Below are 25,561 nucleotides of genomic sequence, written 5' to 3'. Positions count from 1 at the left end.
AGTTAAAATCAAACCGCAACTGGTGCTTTAATTGCAGGATGCGATTCGTAATTTACGATTTCAATATCTTCAAATTTGAAATCAAAAATATCTTTAATTTCGGGATTCAGTTTGAGTTGGCACAATGGAAGTGGTTCACGTGTTAATTGAAGTTGTGCTTGCTCGAAATGATTGGCGTAAAGATGAGTATCACCACCTGTCCAAACAAAATCACCGACTTCTAGATCACAGACTTGCGCAATCATATGGGTGAGAAGTGCATAACTTGCAATATTAAATGGAACGCCAAGAAAAACATCAGCACTACGTTGATAAAGCTGACATGATAATTTTCCATCCTGAACAAAAAACTGGAAAAGCGTGTGACAAGGAGGGAGTGCCACTTGTCCAGCTTCTTTTGGGTTCCAACCTGATACGATTAAACGACGGGAGTTTGGATTGGTTTTAATTTCATTAATTAACCATTTGATTTGATCGAAACCATCTTGCTCGTATAAACCATCGTCTTTTTTAGTTGCACCAAAGTTACGCCATTGGTGTCCATATACTGGACCTAGCTCTCCTTCAGGACGTCCAAAACGAGCAGTCTGCTCAGCTGTCGACCATTCATCCCAAATTGTAACTTTATGATCTTGCAGATATTTAACATTGGTATCACCTTTAAGGAACCAAAGTAATTCAATCACGATTGAACGGAAGTGAACTTTCTTTGTGGTCAGTAGAGGAAAACCTTTAGAAAGATCAAAGCGCATTTGATGACCAAATACAGAACGAGTACCTGTACCAGTACGGTCGCCTTTATCGCCACCGTTGTCGAGGATGTGTTGTAGAAGGTCAAGATATTGGCGCATAGGTCTCTCTAATCAATTCGTTAATCAAAGCCTCTGATCACTTTCTTCAAGAAGAAGGAAGAAGTTGAAGGTTGGGGCAACTTGAAAATTGGAGTCATCATATCATCTTTTTTGTATTTTTTAGAATGTCTATACCGGTGTGACAAAAGTGAAAGAGGCATTAAAAAAGCACCTGTTTAAGGTGCTTTTTTAATGTAAAAACTATGCAGTTTGACGCCCTGTATGTACGGTGTCTATCAGCTCTGATAAGTCATAGCCAATGGATTGAGCATATGCTAGATACGCTTGTTTGATAGATTCATTTAACACAGGTTCACGGTGCAGAATCCAAAGATATTTTTGATTAGGTTCACCGACTAAAGCAGTTTGATAATTTTCATCGATCTTAAGTACCCAATAGTCACCTTTAGTGAATGGAATCCAACGAAATCCTTCAGGCAAAAAGCTGACTTCTAATTTGCCATGTGCAGCATCTACGACTGTGGCTTCGCCAATAGACTCATCCAGTTCTTTGTTGCCATCAAGACAACGATTTTGAACACGTACAGTTCCATCGCTGTTTAAGGTATAGACTGCCGAAATATCCGTACTGTCTTCAGGTTGATGCTTCATTGGTAAGCGTGCAATCTCATACCAAGTACCTAAATAGCGTTCAAGTTGGAAGTTAGATACGGTCGTTAAATTTTGACTCATTATGATGTACTCCATTTAATCTAAATTAGATACATCCTTTGAGTATAGGCACAGTTTTGGAGTAGAAATAATACTGTTCTGTAGCAAAGCGTTAAGTGAGTGCGATTAATTTATATTTATTTTCATTTGCTTAGTAGTTTTGAAATTCAGCGGGGTGTACGAGATGCATATAAACTCACTACGAATAATCCCACTGCGCTATAACCCATGAGTTGTACAAAAAGTGCAAAAAACTCTCTGCTATTTTGAAAGTTCAGCGCTGAAAGCATGAAGATAAAAAATACAATCAAGATGAAAGGACTAAAAGCATAATATGCTTTCAGCTGATGCTTTAGACGCTTAGATTGGATCAAAACATGATGAATAATGTGTAGACTTAAGCCTAAACATAAGCTCATTAGTGTCGATAGAAAATCAAGTTTTTTAATTTCAGCTGTCAACAGAATCACTACACACGTTGATATACAAATGATCAATTTAAGCCTGCGTGTGCATCGTTCCGAATACCAGAAATTTAACATAATGAAGTCTTAATGCTGATGTTGATGAAGTAGAGACAGTGGGGAAAATAAGCAAATAGATAAAGCCATAAATCCTAATCCTTGAACGCCAGGTAAAAGAATTTCTCCATCTTTTGCATGCATGAAAATCAAGGCAAGTAGCAGAGCGATAGGAATCCAAGTAAATAATCGGTACATCAACCCTGTTGGATGGTGTGAAGCGAAATGAATTTTACAGTAACGGCAAATAAGAAAAACGATACCTGTGCCCACAAACATTAAGATGGCATCAAAGTTAAGCGGTTGCATCCAATATAACGTAGCGGTAGCACTCGCGATCAAAATAAAAAATAAAGCTTTGTGCTGTATTGAAACTTTAGGATCAAACCAAAACTCGAGCATAGTAATCTGAATCAAAGTAAATAAGTCAAAACTCTAGCACAAAAAAAGGTGAACAAGATGTTCACCTTTGAGGGCATGATTTACTTATTTGCCATTATTTTGTAGAGGACCCCAGTCATATACTTTCTTTTGGTAGGCATACCAAAGCATCCATAGGCCGATGAGAATCATTGGAACTGTAAGGAATTGTCCTTTGCTCATCCATCCGATAAATAATTGACCATTATCTGGCTCACGGAAGAATTCAACTGTGAAGCGAGCGATACCATATCCAATTAAGAATAGAGCAGAAACAGCCATGCGTGGACGAGGTTTAGAACTAAACCACCACAGAACAATAAAAAGAATCAAACCCTCACAGAGTGCTTGGTAAAGTTGGGATGGATGTCGTACGAGTTGTAAAGGATCTGTAGGGAAAATCATACCCAATGCGAAATTTGGATCTGTGACTTGTCGGCCATAAAGTTCGCCGCCAATAAAGTTGCCAATACGACCAAACATCAGACCTGTTGGAACACATGGGGCAATAAAATCCAGTGTTTGGAACCAAGTCATTTTGTATTTTTTACACCACAATAACATGGCCAACATGACACCTAAGAAGCCGCCATGGAAGCTCATGCCACCTGTCCAAACTTGGAATAACCATATCGGATTTGCAAGGAATTGATCAAAACCATAAAAGAACACATAGCCTACTCGACCACCAATCACGACACCTAATGCACCGTAAAAGATGAGATCAGAGACCATGTCTGGTGTCCATCCTCGTTGCTTAGCACGGAATGTTGCCAAGCCCCACGCAAATAAAAATGCGAGTAGATACATGAGTCCATACCAGTGAACTTGTAATGGACCCACAGATATTGCCACTGGGTCAATAGAAGGATAGGTCAGCATTGCTTTTCCTTTATATTATGTTTTGTGTCGATTTTAACGGAAAGACTGAAAAAATGTTGTACATTCAATGTGTAAAGTTCTAAGGATGCAACGATGTGTATTGTAGCAATCGCATGGCAAGTGTTGGATGAAACACCATTATGCTTAATTTCAAATCGGGATGAGTTTTATCACCGACCTGCATCACAAATTCATAAGTGGGAAAATAGCCCAATTATTGCAGGTCAAGATTTACAATCTGGTGGGACATGGATGGGGATTACTGCTGCAGGGCGTTGGGCACTTGTGACAAATTACCGTGATGCAAATGATAAGAAGAAATATCCAACTTCAAGAGGACATATCATTCAGCAATATCTGGAGTCTGAATTAGCACCGATCCGATTTGCCCAAGAATTAGAAAAAAAGCAATGTGATTACGCTGGATTTAACCTTTTTATCGGAACCTCTGATCAAGCGGTTTATATGAGTAATCGTGGTGAATCTCCACAAGTGCTTGCCAAAGGTGTATATGTGGTTTCCAATGGTGTATTAAGTGATCCATGGGAAAAAACCAAACATTTGCGTAAACGCTTTACACAAGAGTTCTTGCCCTTATTGCAATTAAATCCCAATGATCAAAAAGCGTATGATTTAGAGTATGTCGTTTGGGATATCTTACAAGATGAAAGAAAAATTGATTTAGACTTATTACCTCAAACGGGCATATCAGTGGAAATGGAGCAGCTGTTATCTTCTACTTTTATACAAAGCCCGATATATGGAACACGATGCTCAAACTACCTGTTGTTGAAAAGAAACCAATGGACTTGGCTTGAAAAAACGCAACAAGGTGAGCATCAGAATCACATAGTCAAAATTGATCTGAATCTCTCAAAAAAAATGCCGACATCGTAGTCGGCATTTTCTATTTCAATGTTTGAATTAAGCAGCAGGAGGATTTTCTTTCTTTTCTAGACTTTCCCCAACAATCTCGCCACCATCTTTACGTGTAATCACGACCGTCGCAGAGCGAGGACGTGTACCTTTACCACCGCTGATAGTGTTGCTGTGATTTGCAGGCCAAGTGCCACCAGGATGCTGAACATTCACAAAGATTGCTTTATAGTCTGGTGTCATCGTTACACCTGTAATTTCACAGCCTGAAGGACCTGTTAAAAAACGACGTAACTTTGAATCATCAAGCTGTGCGCCAGCAGGAGTAAGTTGAGTGGCATTATTTGAACCAGCATTTGCAGAAGTCACTTTACCATCACTTACTTGACCTGGAAGTGCAGCGAGCATCATGCAATTCGTTTCATCTGTATAAGCGCCATCATCAGTCTGTACCCACAAGACACCACGTGGATCAAACCATAGGCCATCTGGACTTGAGAAATCATTTGCTGATGTGAGTCCAGATAGGTTTACACCCGGAAGTGAATCTTCTTCTGCGCCAAATAAGAAGATATCCCATACAAATGTTTTTGCTGTAACAGTATCACCAGTTTCACGGAAACGAATAATATGTCCGTTGATATTCCCGCGAGGACTACCACCTTTATCATTATCAGCATAATTACGAGGGTTGGCAGCATCAATCGTATGCTCACTTCCACGTAATGAGTTATTGGTTAAGGTGACATAAACCTCACCATTCTCTGGGTTTACTGCAACCCATTCTGGACGATCCATTTTGGTTGCACCAACTGCATCACCTGCTAAACGGGCATTTACCAATACATCAGCTTGATCTGTAAATTTGTATTTTGAATAACTAGCAATTAATGGATTGGAGATATTGAGTTCAATCCACTCACCAGACGTCTTTTGAGTTGCTTCATTAAAGTTAAATTTAGCAACATAGAATTTACCGTTATTCATATATTTATCACCAGCAGCATAACCGCCGTTGATATCTTTAGGGTCCCAAACCGCATCTGAAACAAATTTATAGATATATTCGCCTTGAGAGTCATCCCCCATATAGAAGGCTAGTGGTTGCCCAGGAATGGCACGACTCACACGGCAATCTTCATGAGCGAAACGTCCAAGAGCTGTACGTTTTACTGGGCGCTGACGACCATCAAATGGGTCAATTTCAACAATCCAACCAAATGTATTTGGTGAGTTTCTAAAATCTTGAGTTGCAGAAGATGCAGAGACTTTGGTTAACCAGCGCTCATAGACATCTTGAGGGAACAGTTGTGCTTGAACAGTGTGCCACTTATAAGAACTATTTGAAGCAATTTTATAACGTTTTAATGACTCCAAATCCTTTTCAGAACGATCTTTATCATCGCGAGTAAAGTATTGGTTAAAGTTTTCTTCGGTGGTTAAGTACGTGCCCCAAGGCGTATAACCGTTACCACAGTTATTGATCGTACCTAATGTAAATGTGCCTTCTGGACTGATCTTGGTCTGCACCAATTCATGCCCTTTTACAGGACCAGCGAAATCGATTGGTGTTGCAGCTGTAATTCGACGGTTGAATACAGAGCGTTTATTTAGAGTGACTTGTTGAGTTGTTGGATTTTTTTGTACTTCAATCACTGAAACGCCGTGACAGTTGATTTCACGTAATGCTTCATCTTCAGAACGAATATCCGCTGAAATGGTATTATTCGCTGGATGTAAAATTGCTTTGTTATCTACATATTCATGGTTGAGTACCAGTAAACCTACATTTGACTCATTTTGATCATAACGGCTATTTTTCATGCCGAAATATGTCATACCGTCATGACATTCACCTGAACGCATGGTAAATGAAGCACCACTCGGAATATTATCTGCATCCCATTCAGGCATACCTTCAAAAAGCGGGTCTCCTAGTGCATAAATAACACGTGCTTCATATCCTTCAGGCACTGTGAATTCATTTTTAATATTTTTATCAACCGCTTTAAATGTTAGTTCAGTTGGCGTTTTTGATTTGTCGAATTCAGGTAGTGAAGGATTTGAGTTGTTATTGTCATTGTCGTCACTGTTACAGCCTGCGACTGAAGCTGCTACTGTCAATGCTACTGCACCACCAGCAGTCTTCTTAATGAGATCTCTACGCGTAATTTGCTTTTCAAGTAAATGGTTAAATTCTGGATTCCCCGAATCATTGCTATCGTAATCATCGTTAAAAGGTATTAAATCAGTCATGTTCGTTCCTAGCATCTTGCTTGGTAGTTTTTAGCGTCACAAACAACTTAATGCGCAATCATGACAATCAAATGATAGATTTATGTCAGTTGAATTAAGCTTTTATTTAAAGAGTATGAAAAAGGCGAGTCTTAAGACTCGCCTATGTTTAAAAGTGTCAAAATATCAAAGTATTGACTTTGCTCTTCTATTTTCGAGTAATTTTCCAAAGAAAAGTCCCAATTCAAATAACATCCACATTGGTATCGCCAACATAATCATCGATAGTGCATCAGGTGGCGTCACAAACATAGAAACGAAGAAACAACCTACAATAATAAAACGTCTTTTTTCAACCAATTGTTCTGTAGTAACTACCCCAATCATAATGAGTAATAAAGTCACAATTGGAATTTCAAAAGTTAAACCAAAAACCAAGAATAACTTTAAACAGAAACTCAGATAGCTATTAATGTCAGTCATGGGTGCTACCGTTTCAGGTGCAACGCTAATGAAAAAATGTAAAATCGAAGGGAGGGCTACAAAGTAAGCAAAAGCAACACCCGCATAAAATAATGTAATACTTCCGATGAGTAATGGTAGAGCTAAAGCTTTCTCATTTTTATATAGCGCCGGTCTGACAAAAGCCCATATTTGATAAATGATAAATGGCATGGCGATCATTAGAGCAACGAAGAAGTTTAACTTAAATGGTGCCATAAATGTCGCGGTGACATCAGTTGCAATCATTGATGAATTTATTGGGAGTTGAGCTCTAAGAGGCTCAGACATCATTTGATAGCTTTGATTTGCAAATGGTAATAAACAAAAGAATAAAACGAGAATGACCCCAACTATTCTAAATAAATATTTTCTTAAAATAATAAGATGCTTGGTTATTGGCATTTCTTCAAGCTGAGGATTATCTTCATTTGAAGAGATGATATTTGGGAGAGTATTGTGACTCATACTGCCTCCGCTAAGACTACATACGGTTTATTGTGTTGCGCCGAATTTTGAATATGAATAAAACTTTGCTTAGGTGTAGCGTGTCCTCTAAAAGGAACTGCTGTACTTTGCTGAACGCTTAAATACACATAAATAGATCTTGTTTCAGAGAGAACCTGTTGATCGATAGGTGGATTTAAATATTCATCGCTTAATACTGTGTGTTTTTCAATTTCCTGCATTTGCGCTTTCATTTTTTCTTCTAATTCTTGAATGCGCTTCATTTCAGTCTGCATTTGTTCTTTAAGTTCAGACATTCTTAGTTCACGATCAATATCATTTTGTACATTGCTGACCATACGCTTAATTTTGCCATACCATTTACCAGCAAATCGCGCACCCTCAGGAAGCTTTTCAGGTCCAAGAACAAGCAATGCAATGATGCCAAACATTAATAGTTCAGCCATACCAATATTCAGCATTACTGTTACCTACCTTTAATGTTTCGCTGTTGAGTTCAAATCATGAGATGTTTGATGTTCAATCGTGCGTGGTTCTTTTAATTGAGCAGATGTGCTCTGGTCTTCGTCATCCTTAATTGATTTTTTAAAATCTTTAACCGCACCACCAACATCTTTACCCAAATTTTTTAGCTTAGACGTACCGAACAAAAGTAAAACGACAATTGCGAAAATAAGTACGTGCCAAATTGATAATCCAGCCATGATATATTCCTTATTGAAAATGATCTTGAATGATTTCAACAGTTCTTTATGACAGCAAGTTGACGGAATTATTTCAGTTTGAAGTCATGGATTTTTTATGTGTGCAAGAGACTTATTCTGAAGTGAAATAGATGTTGTGCTAAGATGAGAAAAAATCTATTTCATATTTAATATGGTTCTTCTACTCCCACTAGTCTCCTTTCTCATCGGCTATTTTGGCGTAGAATATTTACAAAAAATTCGTCCCTTTATGGCGATGTTGTTGGCGAAAGTGCTGATTCCTCTCATCATTATTTACAATATGGTGTTTTACCAAGAGGGCAGTATATGGTTGATGTTATTTAGTTTTATCGCTTCATTTTTGCTGTATTTATTTGTTTATTACCGTACAAAAGACAAATTAGTCTCCTTATGTTCCAGTTACCTGAACATGGCTTGGCTTGGCTTTCCATTTGCATTCGCTATTTTTGGTGCGCAAGCATCTAGTCCTATGGTTGCACTTTATGTCGGGGGCTCTATTTTTGGTAATATTTGTGCAGTGACCGTATTAAGTGCTGAAAAGCAGTCTGCGATGGAGATTTTGAGAAAATTGACTTTCTCTCCACCGATTTTAGCTTTATTAGTTGCTGGTTTTCTTTCGTTATGGAATGTTAGTCATTTTCAGCAGAATGCAATGATTCAATCATTGTATATATTGGATAAGTGGTTAATGACCTTTACAGGGATGTGTGTCCTTGGGATGTGGTTATCTCAAGTAAAAATTCACTTGTCCGATTTAATTGAAAGTTTAAAACTTGCTTTGATTAAATTTCTATTTGGTTTAGTGTGCTGTGCGGTAGCCTATTTTCTTCTACCGATTCCTCACGAACTGGTTGTTATTGCACTGATGTCTATGTTTTTTTTATTACCACCCGCAGCGAATATTGTTGCTTTAGAAACACATTATTCAGGAACAGGTGTTTCAGCCCAATATATCGCAGCGGGTACCATCGTAAGTTGCATGACAATTGGTTTATTTGCCATGGTTTATCATGGACTGATCGTTTAGTTCGTTTCGAGGCTTGCTTTGAATAACTGCATGGCTTGACCACGATGACTGATCTTATTTTTGTCTTCTTTGGTCATTTCAGCGCTACTAATATTGAGTTCAGGTAGCCAAAACAGTGGGTCGTAGCCAAAACCATTTTTGCCACGTGCTACTTCCAAAATTTCACCTTTCCAGATTCCTTGGAAAATCTGAGGTAAAGGATCTTCAGCGTGTTGAACTAAGGCGAGTACACACACAAACATCCCTTCAATCACGTCACCATTGTTACGTAATGGTGCTAAATCTGCCAGTAATTTAGCATTATTGGCAGCATCATCGCCATGCTCACCAGCATAACGTGCAGAGTAAATACCAGGAGCACCACCAAGTGCAGGGACGCAAATACCTGAGTCATCTGCTATAGCTGGTTTACCCGAAATCTTAGAAGCATGTCGTGCTTTGATAATGGCATTTTCTACAAAACTTAACCCATCTTCCACCGCATCCTCAATGTTCAGTTGTCCTTGAGGCACAACGTTAACAGGGAGTTTTAATTCTTCAAATAACTTTTCGAACTCAGCTATTTTCCCTTTATTGTTGCTCGCTAAAACCAAAGTACCTTGATCTAACCAATCTTTAGACGCCATGTTGAATCACTTTCTGTTTCAAATTTGAAGCTATTCTAACGGATATTTGCGATGATACAGATGAACTCATCTTTAAAATAACCAATCATTAAACATGAGAAATTTAAATAGCATTCATATTCGTCAAGCAGAGATCGCAGATGTTGAAAATATTGCGTCCTGTATTGCTTTAGCTTTGAACCACTTTGATGAAATACCAAAAAGTAAGTCCCTATTTTCAAAATAAGCTCTTGTATCGCACATCAATCATCAAGAGATAAAATACTTTGTTGCAGAATTAAAGCAGTCGCTTGTTGGGATGATTGCTTACAAACAACCCACTCATATTTTTCATTTTTTTGTTCATCCAAATCTGCAATTTCAAGGCGTTGGAACTCTTTTATTTAATTATGTGTTAGATCAATTAAATCAAACGGATATCCAGCAGATAACAGTCAATGCGCATATAGGGGCTGTTCATTTTTATAAAAAATTAGGTTTTACTTCACAGAGTGAAGTGGACATATTCGAAGATCTGAAATTCATAAGAATGAAGAAGATGATCGAATAAAAAAAGCACCGATAGGTGCTTTCTTCAAACTTATAAGCGTTACTAACGGCTTTGAATCCATTGATCAGCACGATCACGTGCAGTACGAATTTGTTCTGGTGTCAGGTTGGCAGCCAAAGCCGTCTTTTTTGTCTCAGACATATTGATCACTTTATTATCTAACATGCCATCACGTGTAGAAAGCTCATACCATTGGTAAGCACTCATATAGTTTTTCTTTTGCTCTTCCATAACGGCTAAATTGAAGCTTGCACGATTGTCACCATGACTTGCTGCTTTTTCGAAGTATTGGCGAGCTAAGGTTTCATTTTTAGCAACACCAATACCGTCAGCATACATACGACCCACATTCAGCTGAGCAGATGAAATACCTTGATCGGCTGCTGCCTTATACCAAACGAAAGCTTGCTTTAGGTCTTTAGCAACATCTTTACCATGTTGATAATGTGTTGCCAGATAAAACTGGGCAGCCGGTTGACCTGCTCGAGCAGCTTTTTGGAGCTCCGATACAGGCATACGTGAATACTGTGCAGCTAGTGCAGAAGTTGATGGTTGTTGAGGTACATAATCTGCATGAACTTGGAAACTCAACAACCCTAGAAATAATGAAGTACCTAAGAATAACTTTTTCATAGAGCGCTCACTCGATAAATCGCGACCTCGCCAAACAAGTTCGGGATATGCTTGCTGAGCAAACTCCCTTGTTGATTCCCATTCACGGCTAAACGGTCAATAATTTTAATTTGATTCTCAGCACAAAGTGCTTCGAAATCCTTAAACGTGCACAGATGGATATTTGGAGTGTTATACCACATATAGGGTAAGGCATCCGAAACAGGCATTTTCCCTTTTAAAGCAAGGAAAGAGCGTGTTTTCCAGTGTGCAAAGTTAGGAAAAGTAATAATTGCTTGTTTCCCAACACGCACCATATCGCGCAAAAGCACATCAGGTGCATCTACAGCTTGCAAAGCTTGTGCCATGACAACATAGTCAAATGACTGGTCTGCAAAGCGTCCCAAACCGAGGTTCAAGTCTTGTTGGATGATATTTAACCCTCGACTGACTGCAATTGCAATCTTTTCTTGATCGATTTCTAATCCGTATGCACGAATGTTGTGCTTTTTGCTCATATGAGCCAGTAACTCACCATCGCCACAACCAAGATCTAAAATGCTTGAATCAGGTTTAATCCATTTTTCTGCAAGCTTCTGATCGATACGCATTACACGGTCTCCTTAGGGGTTGAAGCAAGATGGTCTACACCACCTAAGAAAGCCCTTAAAGTTTTGACATATAAAGGGATAGGGAACAAGAACGAGTCATGACCTTGTTCTGCATCAATATCAACATAGCTCACAGGCTTATGATTGGTAATCAATGCATCCACAATCTCAACAGATCGGGAAGGAGAGAATCTCCAATCCGTAGTAAATGAAATCACAAGGAATTTACATTTTGTATTCGACATTGCTTTAACTAAAGATTGTTCATACTCACGAGAAGGATCGAAGTAATCCAAAGCTTTAGTCATGATCAAGTAGGTGTTCGCATCAAAGTTACGACTAAATTGTTCACCTTGATAGCGAAGATAACTTTCAACTTGGAATTCAACATCGAAACCATACATGAATTTGCCAGATTTTAAATCACGACCAAATTTTTGTTTCATGGCTTCTTCAGAAAGGTAGGTAATGTGACCTACCATCCGCGCTAGAATAAGGCCACGTTTAGGATAGCTGTCTTTTTCTAAATAGCGACCATGATGAAAATCAGGATCAGACAAAATGGATTGGCGCGCGACCTCATTAAACGCGATATTTTGCGCTGAAAGTTTAGGTGCACTGGCAATAATGACACAATTATTTAATCGGTCAGGATAATCTACAGACCACTGAAGTGCCTGCATGCCTCCCAAAGAGCCACCAATAATAGAGTGCCAAACAGTGATACCAAGACGATCAGACAGCATTGCTTGAGTTTTAACCCAATCGCGCACGGTCACTAATGGAAAATCTGGACCATAAGGACGATTTTCATTTTCAGGATTTGGGGAGGTTGGTCCTGTTGATCCGTTACAACCACCAATATTGTTTAATGCCACCACAAAAAATGTATTGGTATCAATTGCTTTGCCTGGCCCAATACAAGCATCCCACCAACCTGCTTTTTTATCATCTTCATGGTGATAACCAGCAGCATGATGATGACCAGAAAGCGCATGGCAGATCAAAATTGCATTAGATTTATCTGCATTGAGTGTGCCATAAGTTTCGACCATCAATTCGAAACGTGGTAAAACGCGGCCACATTCTAATGCGAGTGGTTCTTCAAATTGGAACTTTTGTGGAACAACAATGCCCACTGAGTCAGCTGGAAAAGACACAGGATAAATTCGCCTAAAATCTTAAGTATGAATAAATAAAAGGATACCACTTGAGGGTATCCTTCTAAAGTCATTTTCGTGCTAAATATTATTGCTAATATTTATACTGCCGCAGCGATCACTTGATCTGTGCTCAAAACACCTTGATCAATTAAACGATTTGTACATGCAATAATTCCTTCAATAGATGAAGTCACGATGTTGTCATGTACACCAGCACCGAATGCTGATTTACCTGTACCTTTGACTTGAAGTTCAATTAGTGCCAACGCTTTAGCATTTGCACCAGAACCAATGCTACGTTCTTCATAGTTCACAACATCGATTGGCAACTGTAAAGCATCTAAAATTGCAGAGATTGGTCCGTTGCCTTCACCACGTAGATGTTGAACTTGACCACCGACTTCAATATCTAATTCAATGACTTGATTGCCATTTTCATCAGATAATCGATAGTTTTTCGCGACATAATGTTTATCTTTCTGATTTACATATGTACTTTGGAATAAACTCCAAATTTGCTCAGCAGAAACTTCTACGCCTTCTTCGTCAGCTACCTGTTGCACGACTTGCGAGAACTCAATTTGTAAGCGACGTGGTAATACGACGTTGTAGTTCGACTCTAACAAGTATGCGATACCACCTTTACCTGATTGTGAATTGACACGAATGACTGCATCATAATCACGTCCCAAATCTTTAGGATCAATTGGTAAGTAAGGCATGTCCCAAATTTCTTCGTTTTTCTGGAACTCAAAGCCTTTTTTAATCGCATCTTGGTGTGAGCCAGAAAATGCAGTAAATACTAAATCACCCGCATATGGATGACGTGGATGAACGGGTATACCTGTACATTCTTCAATAGTAGAAATGATTTCATTAATATTTGAAAAATCTAGATTTGGAGCGACACCTTGGGTATACATATTTAATGCAATCGCTGCAACGTCAACGTTACCTGTACGTTCACCATTACCAAATACACAACCTTCCACACGATCAGCACCAGCCATGATCGCTAACTCGGATGCTGCAATACCGCATCCACGGTCATTGTGACAGTGTACAGAAATAATGACACCATCGCGGCGTTGTAAGTTGCGATGCATCCATTCAACTTGGTCAGCGTAAACATGAGGCCCAGAAACTTCTACAGTCGCTGGTAAATTCAAAATAACCTTATTATCTGGACGAGCGTCCCAAATTTCAGTGACAGCATCACAGACATCTTTTGCAACTTCTAATTCAGTTGCGGTAAAGCATTCAGGAGAGTATTGGAACACCCATTCAGTTTCAGGGTATTGCGCTGCATATTCTTTCACTTTTTGAGCCGCATTCACCGCTAAGGCTTTTGCACCCGCTACATCAACATTCAATACTTTTTGGCGGAATGTTGGTGAGTTTGAATTATAGATATGCACAATTGCACGTTTTGCACCTTGTAATGATTCAAATGTACGTTGAATCAAGTGATCACGAGCTTGAACTAATACTTCGATATAGACATCATCTGGAATATGATTTTCTTCGATTAATTTACGGGTAAAGTCAAAATCAATCTGTGAGGCAGATGGAAAGCCAATTTCAATATGTTTGAAACCAATTTTCACCAACATTTGGAACATTTTGAATTTTTGTTCGATGTTCATTGGTTCGAAAATAGCTTGGTTACCATCACGAAGGTCGGTGCTCATCCAGATAGGCGCTTTATTAATTTCGTTATTTGGCCATTGACGGTCAGGTAAGTCTACACGTTGGTACATGCGACGGTATTTTTTGCTTGGATCAGCCAACATCATGAGATAACTCCTTTCATAGCACAACATGCTTGGGTCTTGTGTAAAGGCACTGCGCTATTTATATCGATTGTGTCTATTCTATCAATTTACAAGTGGCTTACTGCATCATTTTGCTGAATTCTCTAAAAATCTTTTGAATATATAGAGCTTAGCTATACCGTCACAGTGCTTGTAAATTCTTTCTTTTATTATAGTGCGATCTTCAAGAGAATTATTCCCTGATTTAGATCAAAGTATGATGAATGTGAAATTTTTTTTCACAATATATTTTTTTTTAATAAAATTTTTCATTATAAAAATTAACGATGAAAAATAAATTAGAGTTCTGCCCATTTTCGAATTAAATTGTGATAGAGGCTCGTGAGTTTGATGACTTGCTCATGTTGATCTCCTAATGCCATACGAAGTTGCTGAATAGATTGATCTAAAGTAAATAACATATGTCGATTTGAATCATCTCGAATCATACTTTGTACCCAAAAAAATGATGCCAAGCGACAACCCGATTGGATAGAAGTGACCTCATGTAAGCTAGTAGATGGATAAAGTATCAAATCTCCTGCAGGGAGTTTGACTTCGTGATATCCATAAGTATCTTCAATGACTAATTCACCGCCGTCATATTCGTGCGGATCACTCAAGAATAAGGTACAAGATAAATCTGTTCTCAAGCGTTCTTGTGAGCCTTGAACTCTGCGAATCGAGTTGTCGACATGAAAACCGAATGATTGATGCTGTTCATAGCGATTAAACAGAGGGGGGATGATATCTAGTGGAATTGCTGCTGATAAGAATAAAGGATGTTGACCTAGGGATTCTAAAATAATATCACCTAGATGTTTGGTCAGGGGATGATCATTAGAAAGTTGCTGATTATGTTTCACTGTTGCAGAGAGTGTTCCAGCTGTTACCTTTCCATTGACCCAATCTACTTTAGACATTTCTTCACGAAAATATCGAACTTGTTCGGGGCTTAGAATATTTGGAATATGATGAATCACTACGATCACTCACTGCTTTAGGTGATGAAAAGCATAGCTCGTATAGAGCTATGCTGAAATGAAATTAAAACTTGAAATTTAAAGACAATACAGCATTTCGACCTTCAGCTTCAGTTGCATAATGTGAAGCATAAGCTTTCGTGAAATAACGTGTATCTGAGAGATTATTGACGTTCAATTGAAGATCAATATCTGAATTTACTTGATAGCGAGCCATGGCGTCATAACGAACATAGCCTGGTACAAATTTGGTATTTGCAGCATCTCCATACACTCGATCCATAGCTAAAACACCAGCACCTAATTGTAATTTAGGGAGAACTTGGTAAGTTGTCCACAAAGTGGCAGAGTGTTTTGCGACATTTTGGACTTGGTTACCATTAGTTGGGCTAGCCGAATAACTTCCATCGCTATTTTTGACATAACCTGCATCAACAATTTCACTATCTAAATATGTGTATCCTGCAGATAAAGCCCATTTATTTGTGATATTGCCGTTTAAGCCTAATTCAACGCCATCAACACGTGTCTCACCAATATTTCTTGTAAATCCATCACTATCTAAAGCGCGAGTATTTTCTTTTTCTGTACGGAAAATAGCAGCTGTAAGATTAATTCTGTTATTCAAAAGGTCCCATTTGGTTCCGATTTCATAGGTTTTGACTTCTTCAGGTTTGAGGTTGTTAATTGCTCTTGCTTGTGCATCAGTTGTATTGCGTCCTGGGACACTTAACCCTTCTGAACCATTACCAGCATCGATTCCAACGGGATTAGCTGAAGTCGCATAGCTTGCATAAATTGATCCATTTTCTCTTGGTTTAAAGGTTAATCCAGCTTGATAATTGAAGAAATCGTGTTTTGAATTATATTTTGTTCCTGCTTGAATTGCTGAAGTGCCTGAACCAGTATCTTGATTGTATTTCATTTCAGTTTCGAATTCATCCCAGCGAATACCAAGGTCAAGGAGCCACTGAGGATTAAGCTCAATATTATTTAGGGCATATACTGATTGTGTTTCAGATTTAATCTTCATGACATTTGGATTCGCTTGAACTTTACCTAGCCAAGCATCATTCGAATTGGGGTTATAAAGATCAGTACACCAACCATTTGAAATATTTAATGAGCATGCATTATTAGCACCACTACCGCCTATTAACGTGGTATTAGGGTCGGTTACAATGTTTGTGCCGCGTTCAGAATCTTGTTTACTGTATTCAGCACCCAAATTGAAATTATGTTTTATGATGCCTGTTTGGAATTTACCTGTTAATGCGAGTTGATCTGTAAAACTGTCAGTGTTTGTTAGGTTGGTATTTAGACGACGCCAAACTTTTCCATTTGCGACGTTGCCCTGACTGTCATCTGGTTGAGTCCATAAGTAATTATTTTTTGATTTGCTATAGACAGCAGTATTCGTCAAGCTTAGATTTTCGCTAAAATCGTGCTCTAGCTTAAGGGTCCCACTTTGATTTTCTTGCTTTTGAAAATCACGATTTAACCAACCGTAGTATGTACCCTGTTTAACATCAACGGGTGAGCCGACGGTCGCTTTTCTGTCAGTGTCGTATTTATATGGAATACCTGAATCTGGCTTATCATCAGACTTTAGGTAGTAGTAGGCTAGTGTCGCTCGAGTGGGCGTGTCTAACCCAAAGCTAATACTTGGTGCAATACCAGCACGTTCATATTCAGCGCCATTATGTTGTCCCGCTTTTTCATTCTGGTGACCCATTGCCACGACACGAGTCGCAATACCATTCCCAAAATCTTTATTTGCATCTAATGTGATACGTGCATAAGCATCAGTACCGCCAGCAACAGAGCCTTGGAAAGCATCTCCAGATTTGGCTAATTTGGAAATTAGGTTAATACTACCACCCGTAGAACCTCCACCACCTAAAGTAGAGGCGGAGCCTTTGGTGACTTCAACCTGTTCGACAGCAAACATTTCACGGTTTTGAGAAGTAGAGTTTCTTACACCGTCAACGTACATTGAACTTTCAGAGTTATAACCACGGATAAATGGACGGTCACCATTTGGGTTGCCACCTTCGCCCGCACCAAGTGTAATTCCTGGAACAGTTCTTAAAGCATCAGACAGCGTAGTCACTTGAGTATCTTGTATCTGTTTTTGAGAAATAACAGAGATTGATTTTGGGGTATCGAGTAAGGGAGCAACGTATTTAGCGTTTGAGGATTTGTCGACTTTAAATGACTGCTCTGATTGAGCCTCTGATTTAATTGTTTCTAAATGCGCTGTATCTTCTTGTGCAAAAGTTTGACCTGAAATAACAGCCAATGACGTTGCTATAGCAGATGAAACGATTTTTTTACGTGTTGTGATAAAGGCCATGTTTAACCTGATATGAATTTGTTTTCAGGTTGAGAATAATAATGATTCTTTTTTAGCTTTAACGGATCTTAAAATTGATATTTGCGATTTAAGTCAAACTAAATAACGGAAGCTTAAATGTAATAATGTAATATTATGTATATAAGTAAATGAATTTAAATAATATTGGAAAAATTAAAGTTTCTACATTTTTGTATGGCTATTTTTAATAGGGAATTTTATTAAAATAAAAAACCCTGCTAGCGCAGGGTTTTGCTAGAGAGAATCTACCTAGAATTAGAAATCATATGAAATAGATAACCAGTAGTTACGACCAGCTAAGTATGTGCCTTCAGAGCTACGTCCAATTGAAAGATATTTATAAGCTTGTTGAAGATCGCCGTTAATATCTACATATTCCATATTTTGAGTAAAGTCTTTATCCAATAGATTGTTTACTGCAGCATTAATACGAATTTTATCGTTCAGTTGATAACTTGCACCAAGATTAAATAAATTATAACCAGAAAATTCGTTATTGGTTTGTTCCAAAATACTAATTGAGCCAGCGTCTGTAGGTTCACTAGTAAATCGAGGACGACCAGATTGATATTCATGTTGTAACCATAGGTCTAAAGAGTCATTAATGTGCCAAGTAGATGTTAGGCTAGCTAAATGTTTCGCAGTAGACTCTAAAGCATATCCTTTGTCTTGACCTTTAGTTATTTCTGAATCGGTATAGGTGTAAGCCGCTTTTAAGCTCCATTCTGGAATAATTTGATAATTTAGGGATGTCTCTAAACCATAAATTTCTGCTTCATCCGTGTTGAAACTCTTGCTATAAGAAGTTGCTTTATCACTAAGATTAGAGCAATCATTGGTGTTACAACTGAACGTTCTAGAAACGATCTTGTCTTCAACAACGTTGAAGAATGCAGTTGCTGTAAGGTTAAAATTATCAGAAGGTTGATAATTAAATCCAAGCTCATAGTTGATTGATGTTTCAGGATCTAAATCTGGATTTCCAAGACTCGGTGTAGCACCTTGACCACTATAACCATTGATTCCGTCGTAAAGATCCTTAGCGGATGGTGTTTTATAACCTGTACTTACGCCACCTTTGATCGTTAGTGCATCATTGGTGTTCCAAACTAAATAAGCCCGCGGACTAAATTGTCCACCAAATCCGCTATGATCTTCGAAGCGACCACCGAATGTGAAAAATAAGTTGTCTTTGAGTTGCCATTCATCTTCAGCGTAGAGAGACCAAGTATCCTGTGTAAATTCTTTTCCTATACCTGCAATATCATCTGCAATGGTTGTATCTTTGTATTCAGTACCAACTGTTAATTTATGACTTTTGATTGGTGCAACAATATGAGAGTCAATCACAAGATCTTTATTTTCGAGTTTTCGAGCTTGACCTGCTAACTCTGGGAATGCATCTGTTGGAATGGTGCGACCTTGGGTCTCTGTTGTGTTATGGCTTAGATAAGTTTTCCACAAACCAAAATCATAGTTACCATCATGACCAAGTGCAAATTGAGTTCGATTGAACTCAAGCTCATCGTTATAGCCTGCGATACCACCACGAGAAATAAAGTTTCCTAAACGTTGATCTGTGTTGTCATAGCGTTGGCTAGAATAAAAACCATCGATCCATAAAGCATTTTGTTCATCTAATTTAAAGTCTAATTTTGCACCATAATCATAATTATCTGCTTTAGTTGGGCGTGGATCACGGCTAGTCGAACCCTCAACAATACGTTCAGAACGTTGACGATCCAAATAGCTACCTCTTAATTGTAAACCTAAGCGGTCATTAATAAGTGGACCATTAATCACAAAACTAGATTTCCAAGAGTCTGCTTCAGCATTACTTTCCATAATGTTGCCACTCGTTGTGACATTTGCTGACCACTGATCTGCAACTTTTTTAGTAATGATATTGATCACACCACCCATTGCTTCTGAACCATAGCGAGTAGCCATTGGTCCACGGATAACTTCAATTCTCTCAATAGCGGCTAGAGGCGGTAAAAAACTATTAGAGGTTTCACCAAAGCCATTAGGTGTTACATCTGATGAGGTTGTTTGACGGCGTCCATCAATAAGAACTAAGCTATAGTCATTACCAAGACCACGCATCTTAACGTTAAGGCCAGATGTTTTCCCAACTCCAGAACGAATATCAATACCAGGGACATCTGATAAAAGATCAGCGATGCTTGTCGCATTTTTCTTTTCAATATCTTCTTTAGTTACAACACTAATAGATGCAGGTGCATTTTTAATATCCTGCTCAAAACCCGCAGCAGAAACGACAATTGTCGAAAGTTGATGAGCACTACTTTCATTTGAGGTATTTGCAAATGTTACACCGCTAGACAAAGCGAATAATGCAACTGTAAGAGGTTGAAGCTTAAACTTACTCATATTATGTTCTTCCGCTGGTATGAGTGATGCTTGAGGGCATGATCAAATTTGATGCAAATATTAATGATAAACTTTATCATTTGCAATAAAAAACAAACAATAATTAAGAAATATGAATTGAATATGGTCAAACCTTGTGAGCAAAAAAAATATTCTCAGGTTCATAAAAAAGATGGTTTGAAAAAGGTATTTTGTATATCTTTGATTGTTGTCATATAATGTGGCACTTTAAAAATTGCAATTACTATTTCTATATCGAGGAAGCCATGCAAGTAACTTCTGAAGCGGTTTCGGGCGTAGCCCGTCGTTTAAATGTATCTGTACCGACGAGCCGTGTTAATGAGCAATTCGAAGCTCGTTTAAAACGTACTGCTAAAACAGTTAAGATCAACGGCTTCCGTCCAGGTAAAGTGCCTTTAAATGTTGTTCGTCGTGAATACGGCGCGAGTATTTACCAAGAAGTGGTAAATGATGTTATTCGTGACACAGTATTCGAAGCAATTCAACAAGAGAAAATCAATGCTGTAGGCATGCCTAACATTGAAAAAGTTGAAAACAAAGAAGATGCTTTAGTTTATGAAGCAACTGTTGAAGTTTACCCAGAAGTTTCAGTTAAGTTTGACGGTTTAGAAGTTGAACGTAAATCTACTGAAGTAAATGATAAAGATGTAGATCAAATGATCGAAAATCTTCAAAAGCAACGCGCGACTTGGACTGAAACAAAAGGCATGGCTAAAAAAGACATGCAAGTTACTTTTGATTTCGAAGGTTCTATTGACGGCGAAAAATTTGAAGGTGGTTCTGCTGAAGACTTCAAACTTGTATTAGGTTCTGGTCGTATGATCCCTGGCTTCGAAGACGGTATCGTTGGTATGAAGAAAGGCGAAGAGAAAGTAATTGATGTAACTTTCCCTGAAGATTACCAAGCAGAAAACCTTGCAGGTAAATCAGCTCAATTCAAAATCACAGTTAAGCTTGTTGAAAAACAAAAGCTTCCTGACGTAGATGCTGAATTCCTAAAAATCTTTGGTTTAACTGAAGAAGAAGGTGTTGAGAAGTTAAAAGCTGACGTTCGCAAAAATATGGAACGTGAAGTGAAAAACGGTCTTCGCAATCAAGTGAAAGGTGCAACTTTTGATGCGCTTGTAGCTGCAAATGAAATCGAAGTACCTGCATCTATGTTGTCTCAAGAAATTGACCGTCAACGTCAACAAATGATCCAACAGTTTACTCAACAGTTTGGTGCTCAAGGCGCTAAAGCATTTGATTCAAGCATGCTTCCAGATGAATTATTCAAAGAGCAAGCTGAAAAATCAGTAAAATTAGGTGTTTTGGTGAGCAGTATTCTTGCTGAAGCAAAAATCGAAGTTGATCAAGCACGTGTAGAAGCTTATATCGAAGATATGGCGACTTCTTATGAAGATCCTACAGAAGTTATTGAATACTTCAAAAATGATAAGCAACAACGTGCACAAATCGAAGCTGTTGTTTTAGAAGACCAAGTTGTAGATCACATCTTAGCGTCTGCTAAAGTAACTGATAAAGCTGTTAGCTATGAAGAATTGTTGAAAGAACAACAAGCTCGTCAACAAGGCTAATCGGTTATCCGAAGGAAGAGGCGCTTAACGCGCCTTTTTTCTTGTAAAAAATATGGATCAACTTGTCCTGTATTCACAAAGCCTAATTAAAAAATATCTGATATTTAATGGTGAATATTTTGCATTTTCGACAATTATCCCTCATATTGTGAAAATGTATTGAGTGACAAAAAATTCAGGAATAAATAACGTATGTATGTTCCAACAATTGATAATGCTTTGGTTCCAGTTGTCGTAGAGCAATCATCTCGTGGTGAGCGTTCTTTTGATATTTTCTCGCGTCTTTTGCGCGAACGTGTAATTTTCTTAACGGGTGAAGTTGAAGACAATATGGCGAACTTAATCGTTGCGCAAATGTTGTTCTTAGAAGCTGAGAATCCAGAAAAAGATATTCATCTGTACATTAACTCACCTGGTGGTTCAGTGACTGCGGGTATGGCAATTTACGATACGATGCAATTCATCAAACCAGATGTCGTGACATATTGTATGGGCCAAGCAGCCTCAATGGGCGCTTTTTTATTGAATGCTGGTGCTAAGGGTAAACGTTACTGCTTAGAAAACGCTCGTGTTATGATTCACCAACCATTGGGTGGTTTCCGTGGTCAAGCTTCAGATATTGAAATTCATGCACGTGAAATTCTATTTATTAAAGAGCGTTTGAACCGTCTAATGGCTGAACACAGTGGCCAAGATTATGAAACTGTTGCACGTGATACAGACCGTGATAACTTTATGACCGCTCAAGCTGCAAAAGAATATGGTTTGGTCGATGAAGTTTTAACGAAACGTCCGCAACTTTAAGCTGTAAAGCATAGAAATTTATTTGGAGTGAAGATGTCTGAAAATCCTCAAGGACAAAAGCATTGTTCATTTTGCGGTAAAACGCAGTCTGAAGTGGGTAAACTCATTGCAGGCGAGGACGCTTACATTTGTAATGAATGTGTAGATGTATGCTTAGATTTAGTTCAGACGAGCCAGCAAGTCGAAACTGGTGAATGGGCAACTCGTCCATTACCTAAGCCGCATGAAATTCGTGCAGCTTTAGATCAATATGTGATTGGTCAAGACACTGCGAAAAAAACGCTCTCTGTTGCGGTATATAACCACTATAAACGTCTTAAAGTGACTCAATCAACTGCAAAGTCAGAAGATCGTGTAGAACTTGCTAAAAGCAATATCTTACTCATAGGACCAACAGGTTCGGGTAAGACTTTGTTGGCGCAAACTTTAGCGCGCTTATTAGATGTGCCATTTGCGATGGCTGATGCAACGACATTAACTGAAGCTGGTTATGTTGGTGAAGATGTTGAGAATATCGTTCAAAAATTGCTACAAAAAGCAGATTACGATGTTGAGAAAGCACAGAAGGGTATCATTTATATCGACGAGATCGATAAGATTACCCGTAAGTCTGAAAATCCTTCAATAACACGTGATGTTTCAGGTGAAGGTGTTCAACAAGCGCTTTTAAAAATGATCGAAGGCACGGTAGCTTCAATTCCACCTCAAGGTGGTCGTAAGCATCCACAGCAAGAGTTCATTCAAATTGATACGTCTAATATCCTGTTCATCTGCGGTGGTGCATTCTCTGGTTTGGAGCGTGTCGTGCAACAGCGTCAAGAAAAAGGTGGAATTGGTTTCACTGCTGACGTGAAGACTAAAGATGACTCTAAGAAGTTATCTGAATTATTTAGTCAGGTAGAAGCTGCCGATCTTGTGAAATTTGGTTTAATCCCTGAATTCATTGGTCGTCTGCCAGTGATTGCAACGCTCGAAGAATTGGACGAAGAAGCATTAATGCAAATTTTGACTGAACCAAAAAATGCATTAACGCGTCAGTATCAATACTTGTTCGAAATGGAAGATGTTGATCTATTATTTGAAGATTCAGCATTGCGAGCTGTTGCGAAAAAAGCACTTGAGCGTAATACAGGTGCACGTGGTTTACGTTCAATTCTTGAAAACGTCTTACTCGATACGATGTACGATTTACCAAGTCGCTCTGATATTGGTACTGTTGTGATCAATGAAGCTGTGATCAATGAAAATGCTGAACCAGAATATCGAACTGAGCGCCAACCTAAACAAGAACAACAAGTTGAAGAAAAGGTCGATTTAAAGATTTTAGATACTAAATCTGCTTAATTGATTGTAATTCATCTGAAACGCGTAAAAAGTCCCACTTTTTGCGCGTTTTTTGTTTTTAATCTCGGATTGAGATGATAATCTAACGATAACAAAAATATGACATAGAATAAAAAGTATTCGTGATGAGGGATAATCATGCGATCAACCGTAGCAGTGTGTGCTTTGAGTCTGTTTCTTGTGGCATGTCAGACACATAAAGGGCTTAACGAAAATAATCAAACTCATGTGGTTTCAACGTTAAAACCGGTAGATTTTAGTGAGAAAAAAACTTTTGTATCTCAGAAGCTAGCTCAATATAAAGTTGCAGGATTTGATCTGGGCTCATGGGTAAATCAAAAACCAGGACAGTTTTTCAGCCGTGTAAAACCTCAACATCAGCAAGCCGCAGTGTTGTATCTGTACCGTCCTGATAGTAAGTGGAATCGTCAGGAAATTATTGCACCGAGTTTTTTTCTAAATGGTAAGCGCATTCCGAGTTTAATCAGCAATCATTATTATTGGATAGAGCTGGCTGAAGGGGATTATCAACTTAGTATCAGTCGACCTTTAACTGTGATGCATTTTCAAAAACCTTTGGTTGCAAGTTTTAGTGTTAAAGCGGGGCAGCAGTATTTCTTAAAATATGAAGAAGAACAGTTTCGAGGTGGACCAAATGGTAGTGAAGATCTCCTCAGAGTTGGACCATTGATGCAAATGCCAACAAAACAGGCATTAAGAGAAATTGGCATGACTCAGTTGAAAACGCCTGGGCTTAACTATGTTGCCGTTATTCAACCGAACGGAACATTGCAAAAATCAAAAGAAAAAATTAAAAATAAAGAATATAAAGCCAGTGATGATGTGCGCTTAACAGAACCTTTTAAGATATATGATCCACGCACATGGTAACTCTGATTCAGCAGAATGGTTTTTAGCTTATTTCGAGTCAGTATGAATACTTTGTTTTTGTAGTTGTTCTAATTTCTTTTGGACTTCAGCAAAATTCTTTTCTGTAGATTGTAAAGAGCCTGCAAGTTGTTGATTCAGGATTTTCATGGATTCTTGAGCAACAAGTGGACCTTTATTTAAAATGGATTGACCTGTTGGAGAGGAATAAAAGTCGATCTGGGCTTGAACTTCTTGGGCATCATAGACATCTTTATAAATTTTGAGATAGATCGGTTTAAGTTTTTCCCAAGAAGTTTGCTTAATATTTTCTTGGTGAATTTTATCAGCCAGTTCATTGGCAATAACTTGTTGTTGTGGTGTTAATTTTTCGGCCTTAACAATATTTTGAACAATGCTATAGGCCTGTTGATCAATTTGAGGTCGGATTTGTTTAAGCGTACTTTGTAAGAGCTGATCTAAATTCAATACTTGTATGAGTTTTTCGATTTGTTGATCAGTCGCTTGAGCTGCCATAACCGCAGGTGAGCAGATCATGCATCCGCTCAAAAATAATGTTCTTAAAATTTTCATGAGTATTCTCGGTATAAAAAAGCACCCTAATGATAGAGTGCTTTTT

General features: G+C 38.4%; 25 protein-coding genes. 7 read left to right on the top strand and 18 right to left on the bottom strand.

All coding sequences use genetic code 11. The features are described from left to right. Positions 1 to 8 precede the first annotated feature (8 nt). From thyA to lgt, 5 genes are all read right to left on the bottom strand, one after another. The gene (thyA, locus tag FTV32_RS07725) at positions 9 to 851 is read right to left on the bottom strand and encodes a thymidylate synthase (protein ID WP_179998673.1); all 843 of its coding nucleotides are present in this window, start codon (positions 849 to 851) and stop codon (positions 9 to 11) included. 201 nt (positions 852 to 1,052) lie between these two features. Further along, positions 1,053 to 1,544: a lipocalin family protein gene (locus FTV32_RS07720; RefSeq protein ID WP_180028344.1), complete on the bottom strand. Its 492-nt coding sequence runs from the start codon at positions 1,542 to 1,544 to the stop codon at positions 1,053 to 1,055. Between the two features lie 146 nt (positions 1,545 to 1,690). Continuing rightward, positions 1,691 to 1,993, bottom strand: a complete 303-nt coding sequence (locus tag FTV32_RS07715; RefSeq protein ID WP_180028343.1) for a hypothetical protein — start codon at positions 1,991 to 1,993, stop codon at positions 1,691 to 1,693. A gap of 81 nt (positions 1,994 to 2,074) precedes the next feature. Continuing rightward, positions 2,075 to 2,446, bottom strand: coding sequence for a hypothetical protein (locus FTV32_RS07710; RefSeq protein ID WP_180028342.1), 372 nt, complete (start codon positions 2,444 to 2,446; stop codon positions 2,075 to 2,077). Positions 2,447 to 2,530: 84 nt separating this feature from the next. Then, entirely contained in the window at positions 2,531 to 3,346 is an 816-nt protein-coding gene (gene lgt / locus FTV32_RS07705; RefSeq protein WP_035266733.1) for a prolipoprotein diacylglyceryl transferase, read from the bottom strand. Positions 3,347 to 3,439: 93 nt separating this feature from the next. Between lgt and FTV32_RS07700 the strand changes: the two genes are divergently transcribed. Then, the gene (locus FTV32_RS07700; RefSeq protein WP_092766752.1) at positions 3,440 to 4,243 is read left to right on the top strand and encodes an NRDE family protein; all 804 of its coding nucleotides are present in this window, start codon (positions 3,440 to 3,442) and stop codon (positions 4,241 to 4,243) included. 27 nt (positions 4,244 to 4,270) lie between these two features. On the opposite strand, the gene FTV32_RS07695 is transcribed toward FTV32_RS07700, so the two are convergent. The 4 genes from FTV32_RS07695 to tatA all read right to left on the bottom strand — a co-directional run bounded on the left by FTV32_RS07695 (position 4,271) and on the right by tatA (position 8,130). Then, positions 4,271 to 6,478 carry a PhoX family phosphatase gene (locus FTV32_RS07695; protein ID WP_092766753.1) on the bottom strand — a complete coding sequence of 736 codons (2,208 nt, stop codon included), beginning with the start codon at positions 6,476 to 6,478 and terminating at the stop codon, positions 4,271 to 4,273. Positions 6,479 to 6,643: 165 nt separating this feature from the next. Further along, positions 6,644 to 7,426, bottom strand: a complete 783-nt coding sequence (gene tatC, locus FTV32_RS07690) for a twin-arginine translocase subunit TatC (RefSeq protein WP_092766754.1) — start codon at positions 7,424 to 7,426, stop codon at positions 6,644 to 6,646. Next, positions 7,423 to 7,887: a Sec-independent protein translocase protein TatB gene (gene tatB, locus FTV32_RS07685; RefSeq protein ID WP_051586559.1), complete on the bottom strand. Its 465-nt coding sequence runs from the start codon at positions 7,885 to 7,887 to the stop codon at positions 7,423 to 7,425. Before tatB ends, tatC begins: the two co-directional genes overlap by 4 nt. Before the next feature lie 15 nt (positions 7,888 to 7,902). After that, complete coding sequence (gene tatA, locus FTV32_RS07680; RefSeq protein ID WP_035266725.1) at positions 7,903 to 8,130, bottom strand: Sec-independent protein translocase subunit TatA; 228 nt, start codon at positions 8,128 to 8,130, stop codon at positions 7,903 to 7,905. A 172-nt stretch (positions 8,131 to 8,302) separates the two neighbouring features. On the opposite strand from tatA, the gene FTV32_RS07675 reads away from it, so the two are divergent. After that, positions 8,303 to 9,178, top strand: coding sequence for a permease (locus FTV32_RS07675; protein WP_180028341.1), 876 nt, complete (start codon positions 8,303 to 8,305; stop codon positions 9,176 to 9,178). Here the strand turns inward: FTV32_RS07675 and rdgB are convergent. Beyond that, positions 9,175 to 9,804, bottom strand: a complete 630-nt coding sequence (gene rdgB, locus FTV32_RS07670; RefSeq protein WP_092766756.1) for an RdgB/HAM1 family non-canonical purine NTP pyrophosphatase — start codon at positions 9,802 to 9,804, stop codon at positions 9,175 to 9,177. The genes FTV32_RS07675 and rdgB overlap by 4 nt on opposite strands. 241 nt (positions 9,805 to 10,045) lie before the next feature. Here rdgB and FTV32_RS17755 point away from each other — a divergent pair, with 241 nt between their 5' ends. Further along, positions 10,046 to 10,354, top strand: a complete 309-nt coding sequence (locus tag FTV32_RS17755; protein ID WP_180028369.1) for a GNAT family N-acetyltransferase — start codon at positions 10,046 to 10,048, stop codon at positions 10,352 to 10,354. Positions 10,355 to 10,396: 42 nt separating this feature from the next. On the opposite strand, the gene FTV32_RS07660 is transcribed toward FTV32_RS17755, so the two are convergent. From FTV32_RS07660 to FTV32_RS07630, 7 genes are all read right to left on the bottom strand, one after another. Beyond that, a complete protein-coding gene (locus FTV32_RS07660) occupies positions 10,397 to 10,987 on the bottom strand; it encodes a tetratricopeptide repeat protein (protein WP_180028340.1) in 591 nt (196 codons plus the stop codon). Then, on the bottom strand, positions 10,984 to 11,577 hold the full coding sequence (gene metW / locus FTV32_RS07655) for a methionine biosynthesis protein MetW (RefSeq protein WP_092766759.1): 594 nt from the start codon (positions 11,575 to 11,577) through the stop codon (positions 10,984 to 10,986). The genes FTV32_RS07660 and metW overlap by 4 nt, the downstream gene beginning before the upstream one ends. Beyond that, on the bottom strand, positions 11,577 to 12,737 hold the full coding sequence (locus FTV32_RS07650) for a homoserine O-acetyltransferase (protein WP_035265259.1): 1,161 nt from the start codon (positions 12,735 to 12,737) through the stop codon (positions 11,577 to 11,579). Before FTV32_RS07650 ends, metW begins: the two co-directional genes overlap by 1 nt. Positions 12,738 to 12,838: 101 nt before the next feature. Next, on the bottom strand, positions 12,839 to 14,536 hold the full coding sequence (leuA, locus tag FTV32_RS07645; protein ID WP_035265262.1) for a 2-isopropylmalate synthase: 1,698 nt from the start codon (positions 14,534 to 14,536) through the stop codon (positions 12,839 to 12,841). Between the two features lie 317 nt (positions 14,537 to 14,853). Then, complete coding sequence (locus FTV32_RS07640; protein WP_180028368.1) at positions 14,854 to 15,537, bottom strand: Fe2+-dependent dioxygenase; 684 nt, start codon at positions 15,535 to 15,537, stop codon at positions 14,854 to 14,856. Positions 15,538 to 15,601: 64 nt separating this feature from the next. Further along, complete coding sequence (locus FTV32_RS07635; protein ID WP_180028339.1) at positions 15,602 to 17,893, bottom strand: TonB-dependent siderophore receptor; 2,292 nt, start codon at positions 17,891 to 17,893, stop codon at positions 15,602 to 15,604. Between the two features lie 276 nt (positions 17,894 to 18,169). Beyond that, positions 18,170 to 20,308, bottom strand: coding sequence for a TonB-dependent receptor domain-containing protein (locus FTV32_RS07630; RefSeq protein WP_180028338.1), 2,139 nt, complete (start codon positions 20,306 to 20,308; stop codon positions 18,170 to 18,172). A 266-nt stretch (positions 20,309 to 20,574) separates the two neighbouring features. Here FTV32_RS07630 and tig point away from each other — a divergent pair, with 266 nt between their 5' ends. From tig to FTV32_RS07610, 4 genes are all read left to right on the top strand, one after another. Continuing rightward, positions 20,575 to 21,906, top strand: a complete 1,332-nt coding sequence (gene tig, locus FTV32_RS07625; RefSeq protein ID WP_180028337.1) for a trigger factor — start codon at positions 20,575 to 20,577, stop codon at positions 21,904 to 21,906. Positions 21,907 to 22,098: 192 nt separating this feature from the next. After that, positions 22,099 to 22,710, top strand: coding sequence for an ATP-dependent Clp endopeptidase proteolytic subunit ClpP (gene clpP, locus FTV32_RS07620; protein WP_035265270.1), 612 nt, complete (start codon positions 22,099 to 22,101; stop codon positions 22,708 to 22,710). A gap of 33 nt (positions 22,711 to 22,743) precedes the next feature. Further along, a complete protein-coding gene (gene clpX, locus FTV32_RS07615; protein WP_035265272.1) occupies positions 22,744 to 24,054 on the top strand; it encodes an ATP-dependent protease ATP-binding subunit ClpX in 1,311 nt (436 codons plus the stop codon). A 138-nt stretch (positions 24,055 to 24,192) separates the two neighbouring features. Further along, positions 24,193 to 24,945, top strand: coding sequence for a DUF2846 domain-containing protein (locus FTV32_RS07610; RefSeq protein WP_035265274.1), 753 nt, complete (start codon positions 24,193 to 24,195; stop codon positions 24,943 to 24,945). Between the two features lie 27 nt (positions 24,946 to 24,972). Here the strand turns inward: FTV32_RS07610 and FTV32_RS07605 are convergent, their stop codons facing one another. Continuing rightward, positions 24,973 to 25,515 (bottom strand): DUF2059 domain-containing protein, encoded by a 543-nt coding sequence (locus FTV32_RS07605; protein ID WP_035265277.1) that lies wholly within the window; start codon positions 25,513 to 25,515, stop codon positions 24,973 to 24,975. Positions 25,516 to 25,561: the final 46 nt, after the last annotated feature.

The organism is Acinetobacter sp. YH16032 (assembly GCF_013417345.1).
Lineage (GTDB): Bacteria > Pseudomonadota > Gammaproteobacteria > Pseudomonadales > Moraxellaceae > Acinetobacter.
The sequence above is the reverse complement of the archived record's forward strand: the minus strand, read 5'-3'. Positions and strand labels throughout refer to the sequence as shown.

What these genes read in the sequence shown, in the direction of transcription:
- thyA (WP_179998673.1), bottom strand. Translation starts at nt 851, where the DNA reads ATGCGCCAATATCTTGACCTTCTACAACACATCCTCGACAACGGTGGC.
- FTV32_RS07720 (WP_180028344.1), bottom strand. Translation starts at nt 1,544, where the DNA reads ATGAGTCAAAATTTAACGACCGTATCTAACTTCCAACTTGAACGCTAT.
- FTV32_RS07710 (WP_180028342.1), bottom strand. Translation starts at nt 2,446, where the DNA reads ATGCTCGAGTTTTGGTTTGATCCTAAAGTTTCAATACAGCACAAAGCT.
- lgt (WP_035266733.1), bottom strand. Translation starts at nt 3,346, where the DNA reads ATGCTGACCTATCCTTCTATTGACCCAGTGGCAATATCTGTGGGTCCA.
- FTV32_RS07700 (WP_092766752.1), top strand. Translation starts at nt 3,440, where the DNA reads ATGTGTATTGTAGCAATCGCATGGCAAGTGTTGGATGAAACACCATTA.
- FTV32_RS07695 (WP_092766753.1), bottom strand. Translation starts at nt 6,478, where the DNA reads ATGACTGATTTAATACCTTTTAACGATGATTACGATAGCAATGATTCG.
- tatC (WP_092766754.1), bottom strand. Translation starts at nt 7,426, where the DNA reads ATGAGTCACAATACTCTCCCAAATATCATCTCTTCAAATGAAGATAAT.
- tatB (WP_051586559.1), bottom strand. Translation starts at nt 7,887, where the DNA reads ATGCTGAATATTGGTATGGCTGAACTATTAATGTTTGGCATCATTGCA.
- tatA (WP_035266725.1), bottom strand. Translation starts at nt 8,130, where the DNA reads ATGGCTGGATTATCAATTTGGCACGTACTTATTTTCGCAATTGTCGTT.
- FTV32_RS07675 (WP_180028341.1), top strand. Translation starts at nt 8,303, where the DNA reads ATGGTTCTTCTACTCCCACTAGTCTCCTTTCTCATCGGCTATTTTGGC.
- rdgB (WP_092766756.1), bottom strand. Translation starts at nt 9,804, where the DNA reads ATGGCGTCTAAAGATTGGTTAGATCAAGGTACTTTGGTTTTAGCGAGC.
- FTV32_RS07660 (WP_180028340.1), bottom strand. Translation starts at nt 10,987, where the DNA reads ATGAAAAAGTTATTCTTAGGTACTTCATTATTTCTAGGGTTGTTGAGT.
- metW (WP_092766759.1), bottom strand. Translation starts at nt 11,577, where the DNA reads ATGCGTATCGATCAGAAGCTTGCAGAAAAATGGATTAAACCTGATTCA.
- leuA (WP_035265262.1), bottom strand. Translation starts at nt 14,536, where the DNA reads ATGATGTTGGCTGATCCAAGCAAAAAATACCGTCGCATGTACCAACGT.
- FTV32_RS07635 (WP_180028339.1), bottom strand. Translation starts at nt 17,893, where the DNA reads ATGGCCTTTATCACAACACGTAAAAAAATCGTTTCATCTGCTATAGCA.
- FTV32_RS07630 (WP_180028338.1), bottom strand. Translation starts at nt 20,308, where the DNA reads ATGAGTAAGTTTAAGCTTCAACCTCTTACAGTTGCATTATTCGCTTTG.
- tig (WP_180028337.1), top strand. Translation starts at nt 20,575, where the DNA reads ATGCAAGTAACTTCTGAAGCGGTTTCGGGCGTAGCCCGTCGTTTAAAT.
- clpP (WP_035265270.1), top strand. Translation starts at nt 22,099, where the DNA reads ATGTATGTTCCAACAATTGATAATGCTTTGGTTCCAGTTGTCGTAGAG.
- clpX (WP_035265272.1), top strand. Translation starts at nt 22,744, where the DNA reads ATGTCTGAAAATCCTCAAGGACAAAAGCATTGTTCATTTTGCGGTAAA.
- FTV32_RS07610 (WP_035265274.1), top strand. Translation starts at nt 24,193, where the DNA reads ATGCGATCAACCGTAGCAGTGTGTGCTTTGAGTCTGTTTCTTGTGGCA.
- FTV32_RS07605 (WP_035265277.1), bottom strand. Translation starts at nt 25,515, where the DNA reads ATGAAAATTTTAAGAACATTATTTTTGAGCGGATGCATGATCTGCTCA.